Genomic DNA, 20157 nt, shown 5'->3' with positions numbered 1-20157 from the left:
GAAAATACAGGCACTTATCGTATTTTTATAAAATTATTCAAAAAATAGAAGTGTGATCGTAAACAGATAATTTATTGATATTTAGCAGATTAAGTCGATCAAGTTCACAATAACCTTGACCATTACAACCAAAAACTTATTTATCAATGAAAAATAATTAGACATCGATCACGCTTAATTTCCTCAAAAAATAAAGAAAGCCCCAACATGATGTTGAGGCTTTGCCAAAAAATTAACTTACAAGAATCGAGTTATTTCACGCTGGTCACTCGACTTGCTTTCTCACCGCTTGCTGACACAGAACGGATAAACACTTCACCTTTCACATTTGGACGAGCATTATCTACGTAAGTTAGCCAGTTCTTGCCGTCTAGAGAGTATTGAAGCTTCACACCCGGGAACTGAACGTTCATTGCCAGTTTACCCTCTTCAACTTTCGCGCCTGGTACAGGTAGGCGGTAGTCGATACCCGCTTTTTCTAGCTTAGCCAGTTCGCGTTGGCCAAGTACGTTCGCAAAGCGGTTGTAGTCTTGGTTTAGCGCAGCTTTGTTTACTAGGTTAGAGTTTTGCGAGTATTCAACACCCACTTTGTAGTCGTTTTCCCAATCAGCACGGTGCCATGCACGTTCAGCGGCTGCCAGTACGCGAGGGAATACCATGTACTCGTATTGCTCGTCGTTACGTACTGTCTCAGACCACAGCTGTGCTGATAGACCATAGAAAGGTTTCGCTTTGATTTCACCTTTACCAGTGAAGCCGTTACCATCGCGGTCTACAGAGGTTTCTGCGTTCTGAGGCATGTTCTCTGGTGCAAAACCAAACATCTTACGAGTATCTGTTGCACGCGTCGCCCAGTAGTAACCACGTTCTTTCGGGTCAACTTCGTACGGCATGTCCATGTATACGTAGTCTGGGTTAGAAACGATAACGTCGTAACCTTTCTTAGACCATTCGTACACTGATGATGTGCCACCCCAGTAAAGAACGTCCCAGAAATTAACACGTGTGTTTTCTGTTGCGAACGCTTTCTCACCTTCACTGTACTTAAGGCCATCTTGCCAAGCTTGGAAGTTTGGAATGCCTTTCTCTGCCACCATCTTCGACACTTCTTCTGCAAAGTGGCTTGGTAGATGAGCAAAATCGCTTACCGTACCGTCTGCAATTAGCGTCTGACATTGTGGTGACTGTGCGAATGGCTTGTCTTGCTTAGACAAATCAATGTTACCCTTCCAGCTTACTTTGTCTTCTGCGTTGATGTCTTGCAGACCAGCGCCTAGCTTGATGTTCTTCGCTTCGTCACCACCAAAGTGCCATGTTGTTAGCGGCGTGCCCGCTTCTTGGTGCATTGCTGCTACTTCTGAAATCACTTTATCAACAAAGCGAGTTGAAGATTCCATACATGGGTTGATGAAGCTTTGCTTATTGTAGAACTGAACCGTCGTTACGTTCGATGTATCTTGAGGATCCATCAGGCGGTACTCGTTCGCTTCTGCTTCTTTACCTTCTTCCATTAGACGGTCGTAACGTGCTTCCATTGATACCACTGCTGCACGAGCGTGTGCTGGCATATCGATTTCAGGAATCACTTCGATGTTACGCGCTTTCGCGTACTTCAAGATGTCCACGTAGTCTGCTTTGCTGAAGAAGCCAGAACCAAAGTTGTCTGTCGTTGCACCTGAGCCAAGCTGAGGCAGTAAACAGCTTTTCTCTTCCAAATCGAAACAACGGTTAGCACCCACTTCAGTCAGCTCAGGCAGACCCGGGATTTCTAAACGCCAGCCTTCATCATCCGTTAGGTGAAGGTGTAGTTTGTTCATCTTGTACGCGGCCATTTGGTCAAGCGTTGCAAGAATCGCGTCTTTAGAGTGGAAGTTACGAGCCACGTCCACCATCACACCACGGTAATCAAAACGCGGCGCATCTTTAATAGACAGTTGTGGTAGAGAATCAGCATTTTGGCTATCTACCAGGCCAAAGATAGATTGTACTGCGTAGAAAGCACCTGCTTGGTCAAACGCTTTAATCGCAATACCGTCGCCTTTGATGCTCATTTCGTAAGCACCAGATTTTGCCAATTCACCGGTGAAGTCTGCAGGAACAACAGTGATGCTTACAGGAAGATCACCACGAACATCCACACCTACCACTTCTGCACGACCTTGAATTGCTGCGTATTGAGCCGCATCGAATGCGTCTTTAGGCAGCGCAATACCCGCCGCGATATCTACCGTACCTTTACCTGCTTCAACAGACATTGGCGTTGGTAGTAACGTGGTTGATACGTCTTGTTTTGCTAGATCTTCGTTCTTCTCGAAACGAGACACAGCGCTCGCAAATACGTTGTTGTCATCTGGCGTACGTTTTAGGTTGTTACCCTCAAGGCCAGTCACGAAAGATGCAACGTCTTCTGTGTTAAGAGAAGCGATCATCTTAGGCTCTGCATTTGGTGCAGCAACGAAAGCGCCTGGCATGAAGTCAGTTTCAAATAACTGCCAGTATTCAGCAACAAGAGGAAGCACAACCTCTTCACCCGCAGCAAAACCATCAAACTTATCTGTTGGTTCTAGTTTGTGTAGATCACCCGTTACGCGAGAGATTTTAAACTGTTCGTTTTCAACATCCAGAATCAGACGAATGCTATGGAAGTAAATAGCCCAATCTTTTGAGTCAACCGCTTCACCTTGGTTAACCAGCGTCATGTTTACCTTGTTACAAGACGCCCACTCAGCCCCTAAGTCCTGACAAGCAAGACCTTCGTTTGCACCGTGGTTAGTCAACACTTGGTATTGAATATCAAGATTATTAGCCAACGAATTTACAACTTGTTGTTCAGAGCTTTGCAGCGCAGAGCAACCTGCTAATGTAGTGATAACAGAAACAGCAATCAGACTAGGTTTAAACATCTTACTTCCCCAAAAAAGTCAGTGGTTCAAAACGACAATGATAAAAATCTCGGCCCCTCAAATGCGAGGTACCTAACCGTTACATTCAACATACAACCTGTTATTTCTAAGCGTAAAATAAATAGAAATAGGAAGTGATCCAGCTCAAAAAATGACACTCAGCAAAAACAATAAAAATCTAATTTTCATGGAGTTACAATACACGTCAAAATCGAACAACTTGTTTTGACGAGTTTGCTGCGATCTAGGTCACTTATATTCATGAGTTACGACTGATTTTGTAAGATTTGGATCACGCCTAATTATTTTGTGAACCATTAGTAAGCGAATTACCTATTTACCTTTCGTGAAGTGACTCTCATTTATTCGTCGTCAAAACTCGTCAATATTTTTAGAAATGACGATTTTGTCGAATACCCCACTGGAGAAATTGCACTTAACCTCACGCTATTTTGCGTATAAAGTTTAAAGGTATCTTATCTGAGGACCATTCTATGTTTCGTCTCTTGACGCTCATATCATCTCTACTTGTTACTTTGACTCCTTTTTCCTCTTATGCAGAGCCACAGCATTGGTTAGCGAAAAAAGGGGAAACCGAACTTATGATTATTGGCTCGGTACATGTGGGGGATAAAACGATGTACCCACTCCCTAGAACGGTCATCCAGCATTTAAGCCAAAGCGCAGGGTTGATTATTGAAGCAGACGTCAGGAATTCTGAAGGCTTGGTTTACCCACAAACAACCATTCTTTCTAAAGATGTTTTAGACAGAGCTCAACGTCGCCACTTAATTGAAATTGCCCAAGATTTAGGTTTGCCAGAAACTCAACTCCTAAATTCCCCACCTTGGATGGCAGCATTCACCATCCAACTCGCTTTAGTCAACAAACTGGGGTATGTCTCTGATAAAGGGGTCGACATGCACTTAATAGGACTCGCTGATAAAAAGCAAATCCCGGTCATTCCACTGGAGTCCGTGCAATTCCAAATCGATTTAATCGCAGGTCAATCAGAAGGCGGTAAAGAGATACTTCTCTCATCAATTGAAGAATATGATGGCGGAGAAGAGTTGGTTCAATGCTTGATAGAGAGTTGGAAGAGTGGTGATGGTAGCATGTTGGTCGAAGCCTCTTTGACCGATCATACAACAGAAGAGTTTAACCAAGCCTTTTTATACGAGCGTAATCGAGATTGGGCTAAAAAACTCGACACTGGCAGTGTTCTACCTCAGCAATCGGGTCGTTACACCGTTGTTGTTGGTGGCTTGCATTTAGTAGGTAAAGATAACCTGATTGAACTGCTTAAAAATCGGGGATTTAACATCAAACCACTGGGTAAGACGCGCCAAGCAAATTGTGATATCTAGTGATTGTTTGAAAAATGCCATTTAAATACAACCATTTAAAATTCATTCAAACTTTCTTATAAAACGCCGTTAAGCTAAGTGGATACAAAACAACTCATATGAAATTTAAATATTTATTCCTATACACGATTGGAATTATGCTCACTTCTTCGCTGTCTTATGCTAAACCGCCATGCAACGTAGAAGCTTTTCAAGCTATTGATATAACTCCGGAAGTAAAAGGCGGTGTTTTAGATAAAGAGAGTGGTCAATTTCTTATTACCGAAAAACCAATGATGCGTTGCGCGAACATCACGTTTTCAACAGCCCACACTCGAAATCGCGTTGCACATATGATGAACCAAGGCTTTGAAGCGGTTTACTATGATGGAAATACAAGCAAATCTCACTCAGTAACGTTTGATGAAGACGATTTAAAAGCGGGTTACGTCAAGATTGGGCCAAATCACCCAAAGACCGCTTATGTCTGTTTCACTACTTCTGAAACTCCTATCAATACTATCTCGTGTGACATCAAGTAATAAATTTACTCGCTCTAAAAAATGAAAAGGCCCTACATTTCTGTAGAGCCTTCCTCTCAATATGTGTCGATGAAGAGCCATATTCTAACTTCAGGCGAACCCCATTTGGTTCGATACTATTGAAGTCTAAAATTACTAGCACTAAAAACGACGAAAGCCTGCTCATTGAGCAGGCTTTCTAAAAGTGGTCGGTGAAGAGGGATTCGAACCCCCGACCCTCTGGTCCCAAACCAGATGCGCTACCAAGCTGCGCTATTCACCGAGATGTTTAACTGAGGAATTGTCCCCGTCAACGAATGCGTATATTACGGATTCTGAACTGTGGCGCAAGTGCTTTTTACAAAAAAACCTTAGGTCTTAATTCGTTTGATGAATAACTGAACACTAGCACGTAAAATGTGACTGATAACTCACAACAAAATACAGTTTATTAACCTTAGCAACATAATTGATCCAGATCAGTGTGCAACAAGACACCGCCATTTAGTTTATTCCTGTCGGGAACATCTTGGAGGAAACGTATGGACTTTTGGCTTGATCTCCTATTTGGTAATGCAGTGGGTCTATCGTCAATGATAGTAATTTTTGGGGCAATTGGTCTGATGTTATTTTACGGCGGTTTCTTCATATACAAGATCATGAACGACAAATCTCCTCACTAGATCTCGCTTAGCTCTAGAAACGCTTTGCACCGGAGTCGGTTACTTGCCTACTCCGGTTTTTTATTTGATCTCAATGCACCACTCATTGATATAATCCTATTATTCTTCCCTGTTCTTAATGAGATTACTGCTATGTCTCACGACGACGATTTTGATCTATTTCAACAGATGATGGGCGATGTAAAGCCAATCACTCAAGACACCACCGAACACAAAAAAGTACACCAAGTAACAGAAGCACAGCTCGCAAAACGCGAAGCAGCAATCTGGTTAACGGAAGATGACCCAGAATACCTATCACTTGATCACGCTGAAATGCTCAAGCCAGAGGACTTTGTTGAGTTCAAACGTGATGGTGTACAGGACGGGGTTTACCGCAAACTTCGCCTTGGTAAGTATCCAATCCAAGCTCGCTTGGATTTGCACCGTAAAACATTGAAAGAAGCACGTGATGAAGTCGTGACGTTTTTAAAGCAATGCCTATCAATGGACATTAGAACGGTCGTTATCGTCCATGGTCGAGGAGAACGCTCAAATCCACCTGCAATGATGAAAAGCTTTGTTAGCAGTTGGCTACGACAAATAAAGGAAGTCCAATGCGTCCATAGTGCGCAACGCTTTCACGGTGGAACTGGAGCCGTTTACGTCCTACTTAGAAAAAGTGCGGAAAAGAAATTAGAAACCCGCGAACGTCACCAAAAACGGTTAGGCTAAATTTCACCCTAATGCTAGAATGCCCGCCCTTATTCTTCCTTCCCCTTAAAGGAAGGGAGCTTCATTCGCCGTTGTGAAACGTTAGGAGACAAAAATGTCACAAGACAACGCTAAACGATTAAATAAATTCATCAGTGAAACGGGGTTTTGCTCACGCCGTGAAGCAGACAGACTGATTGAGCAAGGCCGTGTCACCATTAATGGCAACAAACCTGAAATGGGGACAAAAGTGCTACCTGGTGATGATGTTTGTGTGGATGGTAAGCCAGTGGCAGCAAAAGAGAAGCCGATTTATATCGCTCTCAATAAACCAACAGGCATCACCTGTACAACTGAGAGAGACGTCCCTGGAAACATCGTTGATTTCATCGGCCACCAAAAACGTATCTTTCCGATCGGCCGCTTAGACAAACCCTCTGATGGTCTGATCTTTTTGACCAACGATGGCGACATCGTGAACAAAATCCTTCGCGCAGGCAACAGCCACGAAAAAGAGTACGTCGTACGCGTGGACAAGCCAATTACAGGCGAGTTTCTCAAACAGATGTCGAGTGGCGTTAAGATTCTCGACACAGTCACCCTACCTTGTAAGGTAACAAAAGAGACTAAATTCTCTTTCCGTATTGTGCTCACTCAAGGACTTAACCGTCAGATCCGTCGCATGTGTGAAGCGCTGGGCTATGAAGTATTCAAGCTGCGTCGCGTTCGCATCATGAATATCTCTCTTGATGGTATTCCGAATGGAAAATGGCGTTATCTAAGTGACGAAGAAGTGGCAGAGATCCTAGCAATGTGTGAAGGCTCGGTAGGTACAGAAGAAGCATCAAAAACAGACTCTAGAGGTCGCAACATTCGTAAAGCGACCGACGCGAAGCTGTTTGATAGCCGTGAAGAAAACCAAGATTCTACTGCTCGTCGTAACCAGAAGACACGAACTTTCCGCGGTAACAATGCTGATGAATTCCGTCATGCACCAAACTCGAAAAAAGGTCAACAAAAGCGTCGTCAGCGTGATGATGAAGGCGGACGTCCAGCTAAAGAACATTACAAAGCGAAATCACAAGGTGAACGCAGCAGACCGCAAGGCGAGCATGGTAAATCGCACCGTAAACCAGATGCATCGAGCAATACGCATTCAGCAAACAAGCCTCAATCACTGAGTAAGCCTAAGCAGCATTACATGAACCCAAATGCCGCGAAACCAAGCAAACCAGCTAAACGCACTGGTGGTACATTGAGTCTGAAGAAGTAACGCTTCACTGACAGGCAAGATCAAAAAAGGACGCTCATGAGCGTCCTTTTTATTTGTCATGAGTTTACAAACAAAGAGGTGCAAACTGACCACGAGTTAAGCTCAGCAAATCTCTCGGGGCTAACTCAATTTCTAAACCACGTTTACCAGCACTCACACAGATTTTGTCTTGCTCTGCTGCGCTTTCGTGCAAAAAAGTAGGTAAGGCTTTCTTCTGCCCTAGTGGGCTAATTCCACCAACGACATAACCTGTGGTCTTTTGGGCGATTTCCGGATCAGCCATATCGGCCTTTTTACCCTTCGCTGCTTTCGCCGCCAGTTTTAGGTTCAGCTTTTGATCAACAGGGATAATCGCAACCGCAAGGTTCTTTGGCTCCCCGTTCAAGCAGAACAGCAAGGTTTTAAATACTGTTTTCGGATCCTGCCCCAGTACTTCAGCAGCCTCCAAGCCATAACTATCGGCTCTAGGGTCATGCTCATACTGATGAATCGTGTGTGGAATTTTTTTCTTTTTCGCAAGATTAATGGCCGGAGTCATCAAGATTCTCCTCATAAAAACAAAAAGCGCAGATTGAATTGGATCTGCGCTTTTAGTTAATGATATCAGCGAGTTTGAGTCAATCGCTTTTTCTCTGTTGGGTTACTGATCAATCGCCGTATCAACTAAATACGTGATTTCACCTGAAGGGGCATACTCATTAACATCAATAGGGCTATGTGTTTCTAAATAATCCTTCAAAACCTCAGCATCGGTAAAACCTGTATTTACATACCCTGGATGATCGTCGATTTTAGGGTAACCATCTCCACCAGCAGCATTATAGCTTGGTACGGTAAAGCGGTAATTACCATCTAAGCGAAGTTGCTTATTACCAATGAACACATTGGTTACCTCACCATTATTGATACTCATCGCAATGCCGGCAAACTGCGCGTAAGCTCCAGAGTCGACAGGTTTAGTTGCAACGACATTTAGGTAATCCAATACTTCTTTGCCCGTCATATCAACGTAAGAGACCATATTGCCAAATGGCTGAACAGTCAGCACATCTTTGTAGGTAATCTCACCTGCTGCAATCGAATCGCGAACGCCGCCAGAATTCATTACGGCGAAATCTGCTTTCGCACGTTCCATGTGAGCCGTTGCAATTAATCGACCTAAGTTTGTTTGCTGGTAACGAACCACATTGCGGTCACCCTCAAGCTTACCGTTAGATTCTGCAATCTTCACGTTTAGTTTGCCCTGACCTTTTTCTTGATAAGGACGAAGAAACTCAAGCATCATTTCGTCTTGTTTAATCTCATCTTGGATCAAGACTCGTTGCGACTGACCATCAACTTTAACTTTCTTTTTCAAGTTTACAGGGATTAGATCGTAGCTCACCATCGAGAGTTCGCCATTACGAAACTCGTAATCGGCGCGTCCCACATATTTCCCCCACTCATGTGCCTGAACAATAAAGGTACCATTTTGTTTATCGGGCTGACATTCATCACCTGGTTTAAAGTTCTTTTTGATAACGTTTGGACCTTCCATGCACACAGGTTCTTGTGAGTGTCCTCCAACGATCATGTCGAGATCGCCGTCATTCAAATAACGAGCTAACGCCACATCGCCAGGAGCATTGATGCCTCTATTACCATTTTCATAGTGTCCCATATGCGTGACAGCAAAAATCAGATCTGGATACTCTGTCTCTTTCAGTTCTGCAATCAACTTCTTGGCTTCTTCTTTTGGGTCACGGAAGTCAATTTGTTCAATGAATTCAGGGTTGCCAAGTTTCGCTGTGTCTTCGGTTGTAAGGCCAATGACCGCAATTTTAATGCCCTGCTTTTTAAACATCGCGTATGGTTGGAATAAACGCTTGCCAGTATTTTTATCGTAAATATTGGCAGACAACATCGGAAAGTTTGCCCACTCTTGCTGCTTGAATAGCACATCCAATGGATTATCAAACTCATGATTACCTAGAGCCATCGCATCGTAACCAATTTTGCTCATGCCTTTAAAATCCGGCTCGGCATCTTGTAAATCAGACTCAGGTACTCCTGTGTTGATGTCACCACCAGAAAGCAATAACACGCTCCCCCCCTCAGCCTGTATTTCTTCGCGCAAATCATCGATTAACGTTTTACGCGCCGCCATGCCATATTCACCGTATCGATTTTGCCAAAAGCGACCATGATGATCGTTAGTGTGCAATACGGTCAATTTATAGGTTGTATCGGCATTCCATTCTGGTACAGGTTGCGTAGCACACCCAGCTAACGAGGCCAAGATAGCGGCACTCAAAACAGTTTTGATCATCAGACGCTGATTCATTTATTTACCTTTTTCTTATTGGGATTACTGACGCACATTTTAAGCATTGGATCTATTTGAAAACCACGTGCACCCTAACACATTGATTTAATAATTATGATGCATTGTTTAGCAATAACAAATTCATCAGTAACAAGTTTGAGAATTTACAGTTTTTCAGATAAAAAAATAGCCAACATCGGTTGGCTATAGTATTTGTTACCACCAGTCATCTGGCGTTTACTTGATATCTATATCTGCAAAGCTCTTGATCAGATCATCAAGCGATTTCATTTGTGCTAAGAATGGCTCTAACTTGTCTAGAGGCAGTGCAGATGGGCCATCACAACGCGCTTGGTCTGGGTTTGGGTGCGCTTCGATAAATAGACCTGCGATGCCTGTCGCTAGACCCGCTTTAGCAAGCTCAACTGTCTGCTCACGACGGCCGCCAGATGCTGCGCCTGATGGGTCACGCATTTGTAGTGAGTGCGTTACGTCAAAGATGATTGGGCTACCTTTCGAAGCATTTTTCATCACACCAAAACCAAGCATGTCTACAACTAGGTTATCGTAACCGTGGCAAGAACCGCGCTCACATAGGATGATCTTGTCGTTACCGCATTCTGCGAACTTCTCAACGATGTTACCCACTTGACCAGGGCTCATAAATTGAGGTTTCTTCACGTTGATAACCGCACCTGTTTTAGCCATAGCTTCAACAAGGTCAGTTTGACGAGCTAGGAATGCAGGAAGCTGAATAACGTCTACCACGTCAGCGACAGGTTGAGCTTGTGCTTCAGTGTGAACGTCCGTGATGATCTTTACACCAAAAGTGTCTTTCAGCTCCTGAAAGATTTTCATACCTTCTTCCAGACCTGGACCACGGTATGAATGAACAGAACTGCGGTTTGCTTTGTCAAACGACGCCTTAAATACGTAAGGAATACCAAGTTTTTCCGTTACTTTTACGTAGTGCTCACAGATCTGCATCGCAAGATCACGAGACTCAAGAACGTTCATACCTGCAAATAGGGTGAATGGCTTGTCGTTAGCAACCTGAATGTCGCCGATATTAACGATTTTCTGTTCCATTTTGATTCTCTTTTTCTGTCCACGATACGCCACAGTTCGGCACATCGATAAAATTAGTGAAGTGTGACGTGCGTTTCACTCATCACATTAACTTGTGATTTTAGTAGCTCAGAAGCCGGATCGTCAGGGCATTGGTCAATAAAGTACTGAAAATCTGATACCGCTACTTGAGGGCACTCTAGCTGTTGGAAAATAAAACCACGGTCACGAATTTCGTATGGATCATCTGGCACAAACGTTAGAGCAAGATTCGTACAACGTAATGCCAGCGTATAATGCTCTTCGCGCAACATCGCACTTTTAATCAATGCCAACCAGCGACCAATAATTGTTGGGTTGTCAGCTTCCTCAAAATGTTCAGGCTTTAGCTGAGCTAGCGGTCCTTCCTGGCCAATAAGCCAAGCTTGAAGAATCCTTTCACCTACATACTCACCATTAAATGGATTGATGTAGTCTGGCTTCTTATGCATCCAGTCGACTTTTAACAGGAACTGAGTAGGGAAAGTAACTCCCTTCAACGGGAACCCCAGCTTTTTGCCTAGGTATAACAAAATCGAACCTAAGCTCACAGGAATACCTTTTCTGCGCTCCAACACTTTATCGATGAAGCTGTTGTCCGAAATAAAGTATTCCTGCTCGTCGCCTTTGAATCCCCACTCGTGGAAAAACAGTCGTAGGAATGCATCAAATCGTTGCTCTTCATCGGTTTCATGAACAAGCGTGGCTTCTGCATCTTTGTAAAGACGCTCTAACTCTTGTTTCGCCCAATGTACTTTGGTTTCTGGGTTAATCGCTTTGTTGAGCTCAAGCGCACCTTCCACCAACGGTATATTGTCAAAATCTTCGTCAAAAAACTCTAACATGACGTCTTATCCAAATAACGTAGGGCTCTTAGACACAGCAATGTTTGCAGCCATGACCAACCAACCTAATGCGCCGAAAAAGCCAAATATCTTCAGTAGGTTGTTTTTCGCAAGTTTCAATGAGAAGAATCCAAGCGCAATGTACGCCAGTACGCAGGTGATTTTGTTTGTTAACCACGGTGCGGCATCGGTAAACGGGATGAAACCAGTAATGAAAATAAGCGCGATACCTGACACTAGCAATGCAGTATCAACGATGTGGGGAAACACTTTCAAAAAGCGATTATTTCGCTTCGGTGAGTTCATCATCATTAACACGAATCGGATCGATAGTAGCGTCGCGCTGAGAGCGATCGTCACTAAGTGTATGTGTTTTAGAGCTACGTACATTTTTCTTCTCTTTTTAGTTAGTGTTTGCTGACTTCCATGATTAACTGGCCAGACAACCAAGTGTTACTCGATCGTTACCGCCATAATCTTTTTCCGTAGCGACCTGTTGGTAACCAAAGCCACGCATTATCTCACGCACCGCCTCACCTTGATCATAACCATGTTCAAATGCCAGCCAACCGCCCACTTCAAGATACTGACGAGCAAGATCCGAGATATGACGAATATCAGCTAAGCCATTCTCTTTAGCAACTAATGCAGATTTTGGCTCAAAGCGCACATCGCCTTGGGATAAATGTGGATCTTTTTCATCAATATATGGCGGGTTGGAGACAATTAAAGCAAACTTCGTACCTTCTGTAATAGGCTCAAACCAACTGCCTTGAGCAAAGGTCACATTTTTGATGTTTAGCTGCTCAGCATTGTACTCTGCAAGTGCTTTCGCTTCTTGCTTAAGGTCTACGCCCATCACTTGACGCTTTGGCATTTCAGATGCAAGCGCGATGGCGATAGCTCCCGTCCCCGTTCCAAGATCTAAAATAGGCCCAGTTTGCTCGTAGGTCTTATCGAGTGCAACTTCGACCAAACGTTCTGTATCCGGTCTAGGTATCAGGGTAGAAGGAGAAACTTTAAACGGTAAAGACCAAAACTCTCGCTCACCAATAATATAAGCGACGGGTTCACCAGTTAAACGTCGTTCAAGTAGAGCATCAAACTGAGATTTTTGCTCTGCTTCTAACGCTTTTTCTGGCCAGGTCAGCAGGTAAGTTCGTGGTTTGCCCAGGACATGGCAAAGGAGTACAGCTGCATCGAGAGAAGGCGACTCTTTGCCGCCTTCTGCCAGTTTCGCCGTCGCACTTTTCAGTGCTTGCTCAATCGATTGAACTTGGCTCATCGATTAGCCGTTCTCTGCGAGCGCCGCAAGTTGGTCTGCTTGGTGCTCTTGAATCACAGGATCAATCAAGCTCTGCAGGTCACCTTCCATCACTTCGTTCAAACGATAGATGGTCAGGTTGATACGGTGATCAGACACACGACCTTGTGGGTAGTTGTATGTACGAATACGGTCACTACGGTCACCAGAACCTAGAAGGTTACGACGTGTATCAGACACTTCTGCGGCACGACGCTCTTCTTCCGCTTGAACGATACGAGCAGCAAGAACCGCCATTGCTTTCGCTTTGTTCTTGTGCTGTGAACGCTCATCCTGACACTCTACTACCGTACCCGTTGGTAAGTGGGTAATACGAATTGCAGAATCCGTGGTGTTAACGTGCTGACCACCCGCGCCAGATGCACGGAACGTATCGATTTTCAGGTCTGCTGCTTTGATTTCAGGCAGATCCGCTTCAGGGATTTCCGCCATTACTGCTACTGTACAAGCAGAAGTATGCACACGGCCTTGAGATTCAGTTGCAGGAACACGCTGTACACGGTGACCGCCTGACTCAAATTTCAACACGCCGTATGCACCGTCGCCGCTTACTTTCGCGATCATCTCTTTGTAACCACCGTGCTCTGCCTCGTTTGAAGACATGACTTCGATGCGCCAGCCACGCTTTTCTGCGTACTTGCTGTACATACGGAATAGATCACCCGCGAAGATACCCGCTTCGTCGCCACCCGCACCTGCACGAATTTCTAGGAAACAGTTACGATCATCGTTCGGATCTTTTGGCAGAAGAAGAATCTGTAACTCATCAGTAAGACGCTCAATCGTCGCTTTCGCTTCTTTGATTTCTTCTTGCGCCATTTCACGCATTTCTTCGTCGTCTTCGTTTGCCATCTCTTCAGCGGCGACAAGATCTTCTTGTGCTTGTTGATAAGCTTGGAAGCACTTGGTTACTTCTTCTAGCTGAGAGTACTCTCTTGATAGAGCACGGAATTTGTCCTGATTTCCAATTACATCAGGATCACCAAGAAGATGTTGAACTTCTTCGTAACGTTCTACTAGCGTTTCTAGCTTAGTCAGAATAGAGGCTTTCATAGTGTCGTTTTCTTAATAAAAAGCGTGAGTTATAGATCATCCAAGCCAAGTGTTTGGCGGATAATCGTTAATTTTGCTGGTTCGCCTTGCTCAGCTGCACTTTGCAATGCGCGAGTTGGAGCGTGAATCAGTTTGTTGGTGAGTTTATTACTCAGCTCGCGCAGCACTTTCTCCGGATCTGCGCCTGCCGCTAAAGATTGCAAACTTTTGCTCAGTAACTCTTCACGAATTTCGTTGGCTGATTTGCGATAGTCGCGAATACTATCGACGGCTTGCAGTGAACGCAACCATGTCATAAATGCAGCGCTTTCTTCACTAACAATCGCTTCAGCTTGAATCGCTTCGACTTTACGCTGCTCAATGTTGCTGTCGATGATAGATTGCAAGTCATCAACAGAATACAGATATGCGTCGTTCAGTTCACCGACTTCCGACTCCACATCTCGCGGCACCGCAATATCGACCAACAAGATAGGTTGATGCCGGCGCTGCTTTAGAGCCGTTTCGACCATACCTTTGCCAATAATAGGCAATGGGCTCGCCGTTGAGCTAATCACAATATCCGCTTTCGCCAAATGTTCAGGAATTTCGTTCAAACTGATCACTTCTGCGCCAAATTGGTCCGCTAAGCCTTGCGCGCGCTCTTTAGTGCGGTTCGCGACAATCATTTTTGTGCAACCGTTGGACGCTAAATGCTTCGCGACCAATTCAATCGTCTCACCCGCACCAACTAAAAGCACGGTTGAATCTGATAACGACTCAAAAATATGTTTTGCCAGTGTACATGCCGCATAAGCCACGGACACGGCATTACCACCAATATCTGTCTCTGTTCTCACCCGTTTGGCGACTGAGAACGTCTTTTGAAACAGTTTATCAATCGAGGCATCGACAGCTTGATGATCTCGCGAGTCAGAAAATGCTTGCTTTACCTGCCCCAAAATTTGAGGCTCACCCAACACCAGAGAGTCAAGACCGCACGATACGCGCATCAAATGCTTTATTGCAGCTTGTTCTTCATGAACATACAAACTCGGCATTAAATCTTCGCGGCTCACTTGATGAAATTGAGCAAGCCAATCGATCAACTTGTTTCGCGCTCCTTGCTTAACATCGCAGTACAACTCAGTTCGGTTACAGGTTGAAACAATCACACTGCCGTTAACTGCTTCGTGCTCTCTAAGTTGCTCGAGTGCAGGGCCGAGTTTATCCGGACCAAACGCCACCTTCTCTCGCAAGTCGACAGACGCTGTATTGTGATTAATTCCAATAGCAAGCAAGGACATCTAACGTGGTATCTCTGGGATAGGTTATAAAATAGGTCCAGAATTTTACTGTAAGCACGCATTTATTGAAAGGGTAAGCCGGATTTGTTTTCCTAAGTGCGACTTTTCAATGCTATAGTTGTGAGCGATTCCCGATGAAACTGATTAATAAGCTATCAAACATGACGTTACGCTCCTTTATTCTTTTTTTCTTGTCGAGCTTACTGCTCGCTGGTTGTTCGTCCGTTCCTGAAAGTGTTACCAGCGTTGAATGGCAAGCTCATGAGCAGCGACTCGAAACCATCCGAGATTTTCAAGCAACGGGGAAACTTGGTTATATTGGCCCAGACCAAAGACAAAATTTAAACTTCTACTGGAAACATTCTTCAGCACTAAGCCAGTTGCGTTTAACAACGATTCTCGGACAAACGGCATTAAAGCTCACCATCACCCCACAAGGCGCCACAGTAGAAACTTACGATGATCAGGTCCTTTCTTCTCGCAGTGCTAACCAGCTGATTTACCGTCTTACAGGGTTGATGATGCCCGTCGATCACATGCCTGACTGGCTATTAGGTCTACCGACCGATGCCGACAAATTCCAACTGTCTCCAACCAATACACTGCAAGCGTTAAACAAACAAATTGGTTTAAATGATTGGAGCATTGCATATCAACGATATGGCGACGTTCAATGGCATGAACAGTCTCTCCCTCTGCCAAATAAGCTGAAACTCACCACAGCTGATGTCAAAATAAATCTAGTGATCACAAAATGGAACATCACCCAATGATTGAACTTTCAACACGCTGGCCATCACCAGCGAAATTGAATCTCTTTCTATATATCAACGGCCGTACAGAGAATGGCTACCACGAGTTACAAACCTTATTCCAATTCGTCGATCACGGCGATGAGCTCACCATTCAAGCGAACCATTCTGGTGATATTACGATTTCTCCAGACATAGAAGGTGTGCCCCTTCAAGACAATTTAATTTGGAAAGCAGCAAGCGCGCTTCAAACTTACTCAAACTGCCCTTTTGGCGCGCATATTGAGCTACAGAAAGTGCTGCCTATGGGTGGAGGCATTGGTGGGGGCTCATCGAATGCAGCTACAGCATTAGTGGCACTGAATTACTTATGGCAACTGAATCTAACTGACGACGAACTGGCTGAAATAGGTTTAAAACTAGGCGCAGACGTGCCCGTATTTGTGCGCGGATTTGCAGCTTTTGCTGAAGGTGTTGGTGAAAAACTCTCTCCTGCTTATCCCGAAGAAAAATGGTATTTAGTCGTCAGACCGAATGTATCTATTGCAACCGTCGACGTTTTTTGTCATCCAGATCTGACGCGAAACACCCCAAAACGAGATCTAGAAACACTTTTAAATACGCCAAGCGTAAACGATTGCGAAAAAATTGTACGAATGCTCTACCCAGAGGTTGATAAGCAACTTTCTTGGCTGCTACAATACGCGCCGTCAAGATTGACGGGGACAGGATCTTGCGTTTTTGCTGAATTTTCGAGCAAATCTGAAGCAGAAACTATCCTTGCACAACTCTCTGATAAAGTCTCGGCATTTATCGCTCAAGGGCGCAATATTTCGCCATTAAAAGAGACTTTGGCTGAATACCAATCAGCCTCACACCGACCTATTTAAACTGGACGCAAACCCGAGGTTTCCACCGTGCCTGATATGAAGCTATTTGCTGGTAACGCAACACCTGAACTAGCCCAACGTATTGCTGATCGTCTTTACATCTCTCTTGGTGATGCATCTGTTTCTCGCTTTTCTGATGGCGAAGTTGCAGTTCAAATCAATGAGAATGTTCGTGGTAGCGATGTTTTCATCATTCAATCCACTTGTGCACCGACTAACGACAACCTAATGGAATTGGTTGTTATGATTGATGCAATGCGCCGTGCTTCAGCAGGCCGTATCACTGCAGTTATCCCTTACTTCGGCTACGCTCGCCAAGACCGTCGTGTACGTTCTGCGCGTGTGCCAATTACTGCAAAAGTTGTTGCTGATTTCCTATCTAACGTTGGTGTTGACCGCGTTCTAACTATCGACCTACACGCAGAGCAAATTCAAGGCTTCTTCGATGTACCTGTAGACAACATCTTCGGCACGCCAGTGCTACTTGAAGATATGCAGGCTCGCGGTCTAGATAACCCTGTAGTGGTATCTCCTGACCTAGGTGGCGTTGTTCGTGCTCGTGCAACAGCAAAAGCACTAGGCGACATCGACATCGCAATCGTAGATAAGCGTCGTCCACGTGCAAACGTTTCTGAAGTAATGAACCTAATCGGTGATGTTGAAGGTCGTGACTGTGTGATCGTTGATGACATGATCGACACAGGTGGCACACTATGTAAAGCAGCTGAAGCACTAAAAGAGCGCGGTGCTAAGCGTGTATTCGCTTACGCTACTCACGCAGTATTCTCAGGCAACGCTGCGGATAACATCAAGAACTCAGTTCTTGACCAAGTTATCGTAACTGACTCTATCTCTCTGTCTAAAGAGATGGCTGCAACAGGTAAAGTGACAACACTAAGCCTATCTCGCATGCTGGCTGAAGCGATTCGTCGTATCAGCAACGAAGAGTCAATCTCTGCAATGTTCAACTAATACGAACATTTCAGTTACACTGATTTCAAAAGCACCCCTCTTTGGGGTGTTTTTTTATTTGTACTGATAACTAGAAAATCCCTTGGTCGCCCACCGCGAGTTTTCTGTGCTATCATACTGCGCTTTTTGAGATTCCAGAGAGATCCTAACCTTGAGTCAACAAATCAAACTTCTTGTTGGTCTTGCTAATCCAGGACCAGAATACGCCAGAACTCGTCACAATGCGGGCGCTTGGGTTGTAGAAGAATTAGCACGCGTTCACAACGTTACACTGAAGAACGAACCAAAGTTTTTTGGTCTAACAGGACGCATTATGGTCAATGGCCAGGATCTCCGTTTGCTTATCCCAACCACCTTCATGAATCTATCAGGTAAATCGATCGCAGCGCTTGCGAAATTTTATCAAATTAAACCTGAAGAGATCATGGTTGCTCATGACGAGCTAGACTTACCGCCAGGTGTCGCTAAGTTTAAAAAAGGTGGGGGTCACGGTGGACACAACGGTCTGCGTGACACCATTAGCAAACTGGGCAATAACAAAGATTTTTATCGTCTTCGTATTGGCATTGGTCATCCGGGACACAAAGATAAAGTGGCGGGTTTTGTATTAGGTAAAGCGCCAGCTAAAGAGCAAGAGCTTTTAGATGCAGCAGCTGATGAGGCTGTTCGTTGTCTAGATATCCTGATTAAGGATGGCCTATCTAAAGCACAAAATCGCCTCCACACGTTCAAAGCTGAATAAGGTTACTATCATGGGTTTTAAATGTGGCATCGTTGGTCTACCTAACGTAGGTAAATCAACTCTGTTCAACGCACTAACTAAAGCGGGTATCGAAGCAGCAAACTTCCCGTTCTGTACCATTGAACCAAACACTGGTGTGGTTCCTGTGCCAGATCTACGTCTAGACGCACTAGCTAAGATCGTTAACCCACAGAGAGTTCTTCCAACGACGATGGAGTTCGTGGACATCGCTGGTCTTGTTGCTGGTGCATCACGTGGTGAAGGTTTAGGTAACAAATTCCTAGCTAACATCCGTGAAACAGACGCGATTGGCCACGTTGTACGCTGTTTTGAAAACGAAAACATTGTTCACGTTTCAGGTAAAGTTTCACCTATCGAAGATATCGAAGTGATCAACCTTGAACTTGCAATGGCTGACCTTGATTCTTGTGAGCGAGCGATTCAACGTAACGCGAAGAAGGCAAAAGGCGGCGATAAAGACGCAAAATTTGAACTAACCGTACTAGAAAAACTGTTACCAGTACTAACTGAAGGCGGCATGGCACGCACAGTTGAGCTATCTAAAGAAGAGTTAGCAGCAATCGGCTACCTAAACTTCCTAACACTGAAGCCAACTATGTACATTGCAAACGTAAACGAAGATGGCTTCGAAAATAACCCATATCTAGATGCGGTTCGTGAGTTCGCAGAAAAAGAAAACAATGTCGTTGTACCTGTATGTGCAGCTATCGAATCTGAACTATCTGAACTAGAAGATGAAGATCGCGAAGAATTCCTAGCAGATATGGGGATCGAAGAGCCGGGCCTGAACCGTGTAATTCGCTCTGGTTACGAACTACTGACTCTACACACCTACTTCACAGCAGGTGTTAAAGAAGTACGTGCTTGGACAATCCCTGTTGGTGCAACTGCGCCTCAGGCGGCAGGTAAGATCCACACTGACTTCGAGAAAGGCTTTATTCGTGCAGAAGTAGTCGGTTACGACGATTTCATCCAATTCAATGGTGAAAATGGCGCAAAAGACGCAGGTAAATGGCGTCTAGAAGGTAAAGACTACATCGTAAAAGATGGCGATGTTGTACACTTCCGCTTCAATGTTTAATTAAATGAATGAATTCTAAACACTTCATTTACACTAAAAGCCAGCTGTTAAGCTGGCTTTTTTAATACCTTAAGTAAATGAACAAAAATAAATTACGCAACTGCAAGCTAATTTATTTCCAGTTTTAGATCATAAACACGCCTCTTTGTTTAAAAAGGAAGCGAACGAGGTTTTTTCCGAAATTTATTAAAAAAAACTGTTGACGGATCTCACTCAACTTCGCATAATGCGCGCCGTTCCCAACGACAAGGCAACAAAGCGTTGAGAACAAAAAATATGGTTTTGGCTACGTAGCTCAGCTGGTTAGAGCACATCACTCATAATGATGGGGTCACAGGTTCGAATCCCGTCGTAGCCACC

The 20157-nt window shown here is 44.4% G+C and carries 19 protein-coding genes and 2 tRNA genes; 11 read left to right on the top strand and 10 right to left on the bottom strand.

Going from position 1 to position 20157, the window contains the following annotated elements:
* Positions 1-251: 251 nt before the first annotated feature.
* Positions 252-2903, bottom strand: coding sequence for a beta-N-acetylhexosaminidase (locus tag R7E38_RS21395; RefSeq protein ID WP_017819982.1), 2652 nt, complete (start codon positions 2901-2903; stop codon positions 252-254).
* Positions 2904-3397: 494 nt separating this feature from the next.
* Here R7E38_RS21395 and R7E38_RS21390 point away from each other — a divergent pair, with 494 nt between their 5' ends.
* Complete coding sequence (locus R7E38_RS21390; protein ID WP_005382001.1) at positions 3398-4270, top strand: TraB/GumN family protein; 873 nt, start codon at positions 3398-3400, stop codon at positions 4268-4270.
* 137 nt (positions 4271-4407) lie between these two features.
* The gene (locus tag R7E38_RS21385) at positions 4408-4791 is read left to right on the top strand and encodes a hypothetical protein (protein WP_005384085.1); all 384 of its coding nucleotides are present in this window, start codon (positions 4408-4410) and stop codon (positions 4789-4791) included.
* 185 nt (positions 4792-4976) lie between these two features.
* Here R7E38_RS21385 and R7E38_RS21380 read toward each other — a convergent pair.
* Positions 4977-5053 (bottom strand) — tRNA-Pro (locus R7E38_RS21380).
* 259 nt (positions 5054-5312) lie between these two features.
* On the opposite strand from R7E38_RS21380, the gene R7E38_RS21375 reads away from it, so the two are divergent.
* From R7E38_RS21375 to rluF, 3 genes are all read left to right on the top strand, one after another.
* Positions 5313-5453 carry a DUF3149 domain-containing protein gene (locus tag R7E38_RS21375; protein ID WP_005382236.1) on the top strand — a complete coding sequence of 47 codons (141 nt, stop codon included), beginning with the start codon at positions 5313-5315 and terminating at the stop codon, positions 5451-5453.
* 132 nt (positions 5454-5585) lie between these two features.
* Complete coding sequence (gene smrA / locus R7E38_RS21370) at positions 5586-6167, top strand: DNA endonuclease SmrA (protein ID WP_005382233.1); 582 nt, start codon at positions 5586-5588, stop codon at positions 6165-6167.
* A gap of 94 nt (positions 6168-6261) precedes the next feature.
* Positions 6262-7419, top strand: a complete 1158-nt coding sequence (gene rluF / locus R7E38_RS21365; RefSeq protein WP_017634839.1) for a 23S rRNA pseudouridine(2604) synthase RluF — start codon at positions 6262-6264, stop codon at positions 7417-7419.
* A 64-nt stretch (positions 7420-7483) separates the two neighbouring features.
* Here rluF and ybaK read toward each other — a convergent pair whose 3' ends face one another.
* The 8 genes from ybaK to hemA form a co-directional block, all read right to left on the bottom strand.
* Entirely contained in the window at positions 7484-7957 is a 474-nt protein-coding gene (gene ybaK, locus R7E38_RS21360) for a Cys-tRNA(Pro) deacylase (protein ID WP_005384092.1), read from the bottom strand.
* A gap of 102 nt (positions 7958-8059) precedes the next feature.
* Positions 8060-9742, bottom strand: coding sequence for a bifunctional UDP-sugar hydrolase/5'-nucleotidase UshA (ushA, locus tag R7E38_RS21355; RefSeq protein WP_017819985.1), 1683 nt, complete (start codon positions 9740-9742; stop codon positions 8060-8062).
* Positions 9743-9961: 219 nt separating this feature from the next.
* Positions 9962-10813 carry a 3-deoxy-8-phosphooctulonate synthase gene (kdsA, locus tag R7E38_RS21350; RefSeq protein ID WP_005384095.1) on the bottom strand — a complete coding sequence of 284 codons (852 nt, stop codon included), beginning with the start codon at positions 10811-10813 and terminating at the stop codon, positions 9962-9964.
* Between the two features lie 53 nt (positions 10814-10866).
* Positions 10867-11676 carry a SirB1 family protein gene (locus R7E38_RS21345; protein WP_005384098.1) on the bottom strand — a complete coding sequence of 270 codons (810 nt, stop codon included), beginning with the start codon at positions 11674-11676 and terminating at the stop codon, positions 10867-10869.
* 6 nt (positions 11677-11682) lie between these two features.
* Positions 11683-12066 carry a SirB2 family protein gene (locus tag R7E38_RS21340; RefSeq protein WP_005382225.1) on the bottom strand — a complete coding sequence of 128 codons (384 nt, stop codon included), beginning with the start codon at positions 12064-12066 and terminating at the stop codon, positions 11683-11685.
* Positions 12067-12106: 40 nt separating this feature from the next.
* Positions 12107-12961: a peptide chain release factor N(5)-glutamine methyltransferase gene (gene prmC, locus R7E38_RS21335; RefSeq protein ID WP_017634841.1), complete on the bottom strand. Its 855-nt coding sequence runs from the start codon at positions 12959-12961 to the stop codon at positions 12107-12109.
* Positions 12962-12964: 3 nt separating this feature from the next.
* On the bottom strand, positions 12965-14053 hold the full coding sequence (prfA, locus tag R7E38_RS21330) for a peptide chain release factor 1 (protein ID WP_005382222.1): 1089 nt from the start codon (positions 14051-14053) through the stop codon (positions 12965-12967).
* Between the two features lie 29 nt (positions 14054-14082).
* On the bottom strand, positions 14083-15339 hold the full coding sequence (hemA, locus tag R7E38_RS21325) for a glutamyl-tRNA reductase (RefSeq protein ID WP_005384104.1): 1257 nt from the start codon (positions 15337-15339) through the stop codon (positions 14083-14085).
* A 134-nt stretch (positions 15340-15473) separates the two neighbouring features.
* Between hemA and lolB the strand changes: the two genes are divergently transcribed.
* The 6 genes from lolB (at position 15474) to R7E38_RS21295 (ending at position 20155) form a co-directional block, all read left to right on the top strand.
* Positions 15474-16112 (top strand): lipoprotein insertase outer membrane protein LolB, encoded by a 639-nt coding sequence (gene lolB, locus R7E38_RS21320; protein WP_226084100.1) that lies wholly within the window; start codon positions 15474-15476, stop codon positions 16110-16112.
* On the top strand, positions 16109-16981 hold the full coding sequence (gene ispE, locus R7E38_RS21315) for a 4-(cytidine 5'-diphospho)-2-C-methyl-D-erythritol kinase (RefSeq protein ID WP_226084101.1): 873 nt from the start codon (positions 16109-16111) through the stop codon (positions 16979-16981). The genes lolB and ispE overlap by 4 nt, the downstream gene beginning before the upstream one ends.
* 27 nt (positions 16982-17008) lie before the next feature.
* Positions 17009-17953 (top strand): ribose-phosphate pyrophosphokinase, encoded by a 945-nt coding sequence (locus tag R7E38_RS21310; RefSeq protein ID WP_005393176.1) that lies wholly within the window; start codon positions 17009-17011, stop codon positions 17951-17953.
* Between the two features lie 151 nt (positions 17954-18104).
* The gene (gene pth / locus R7E38_RS21305) at positions 18105-18695 is read left to right on the top strand and encodes an aminoacyl-tRNA hydrolase (RefSeq protein WP_005384112.1); all 591 of its coding nucleotides are present in this window, start codon (positions 18105-18107) and stop codon (positions 18693-18695) included.
* Between the two features lie 10 nt (positions 18696-18705).
* Positions 18706-19797, top strand: a complete 1092-nt coding sequence (ychF, locus tag R7E38_RS21300; RefSeq protein ID WP_005393178.1) for a redox-regulated ATPase YchF — start codon at positions 18706-18708, stop codon at positions 19795-19797.
* Between the two features lie 284 nt (positions 19798-20081).
* Positions 20082-20155, top strand: a tRNA-Met gene (locus tag R7E38_RS21295).
* Positions 20156-20157 lie beyond the last annotated feature (2 nt).

The organism is Vibrio sp. Vb2131, from assembly GCF_033338535.1.
GTDB lineage: Bacteria > Pseudomonadota > Gammaproteobacteria > Enterobacterales > Vibrionaceae > Vibrio > Vibrio alginolyticus.
The sequence above is the reverse complement of the archived record's forward strand: the minus strand, read 5'-3'. Positions and strand labels throughout refer to the sequence as shown.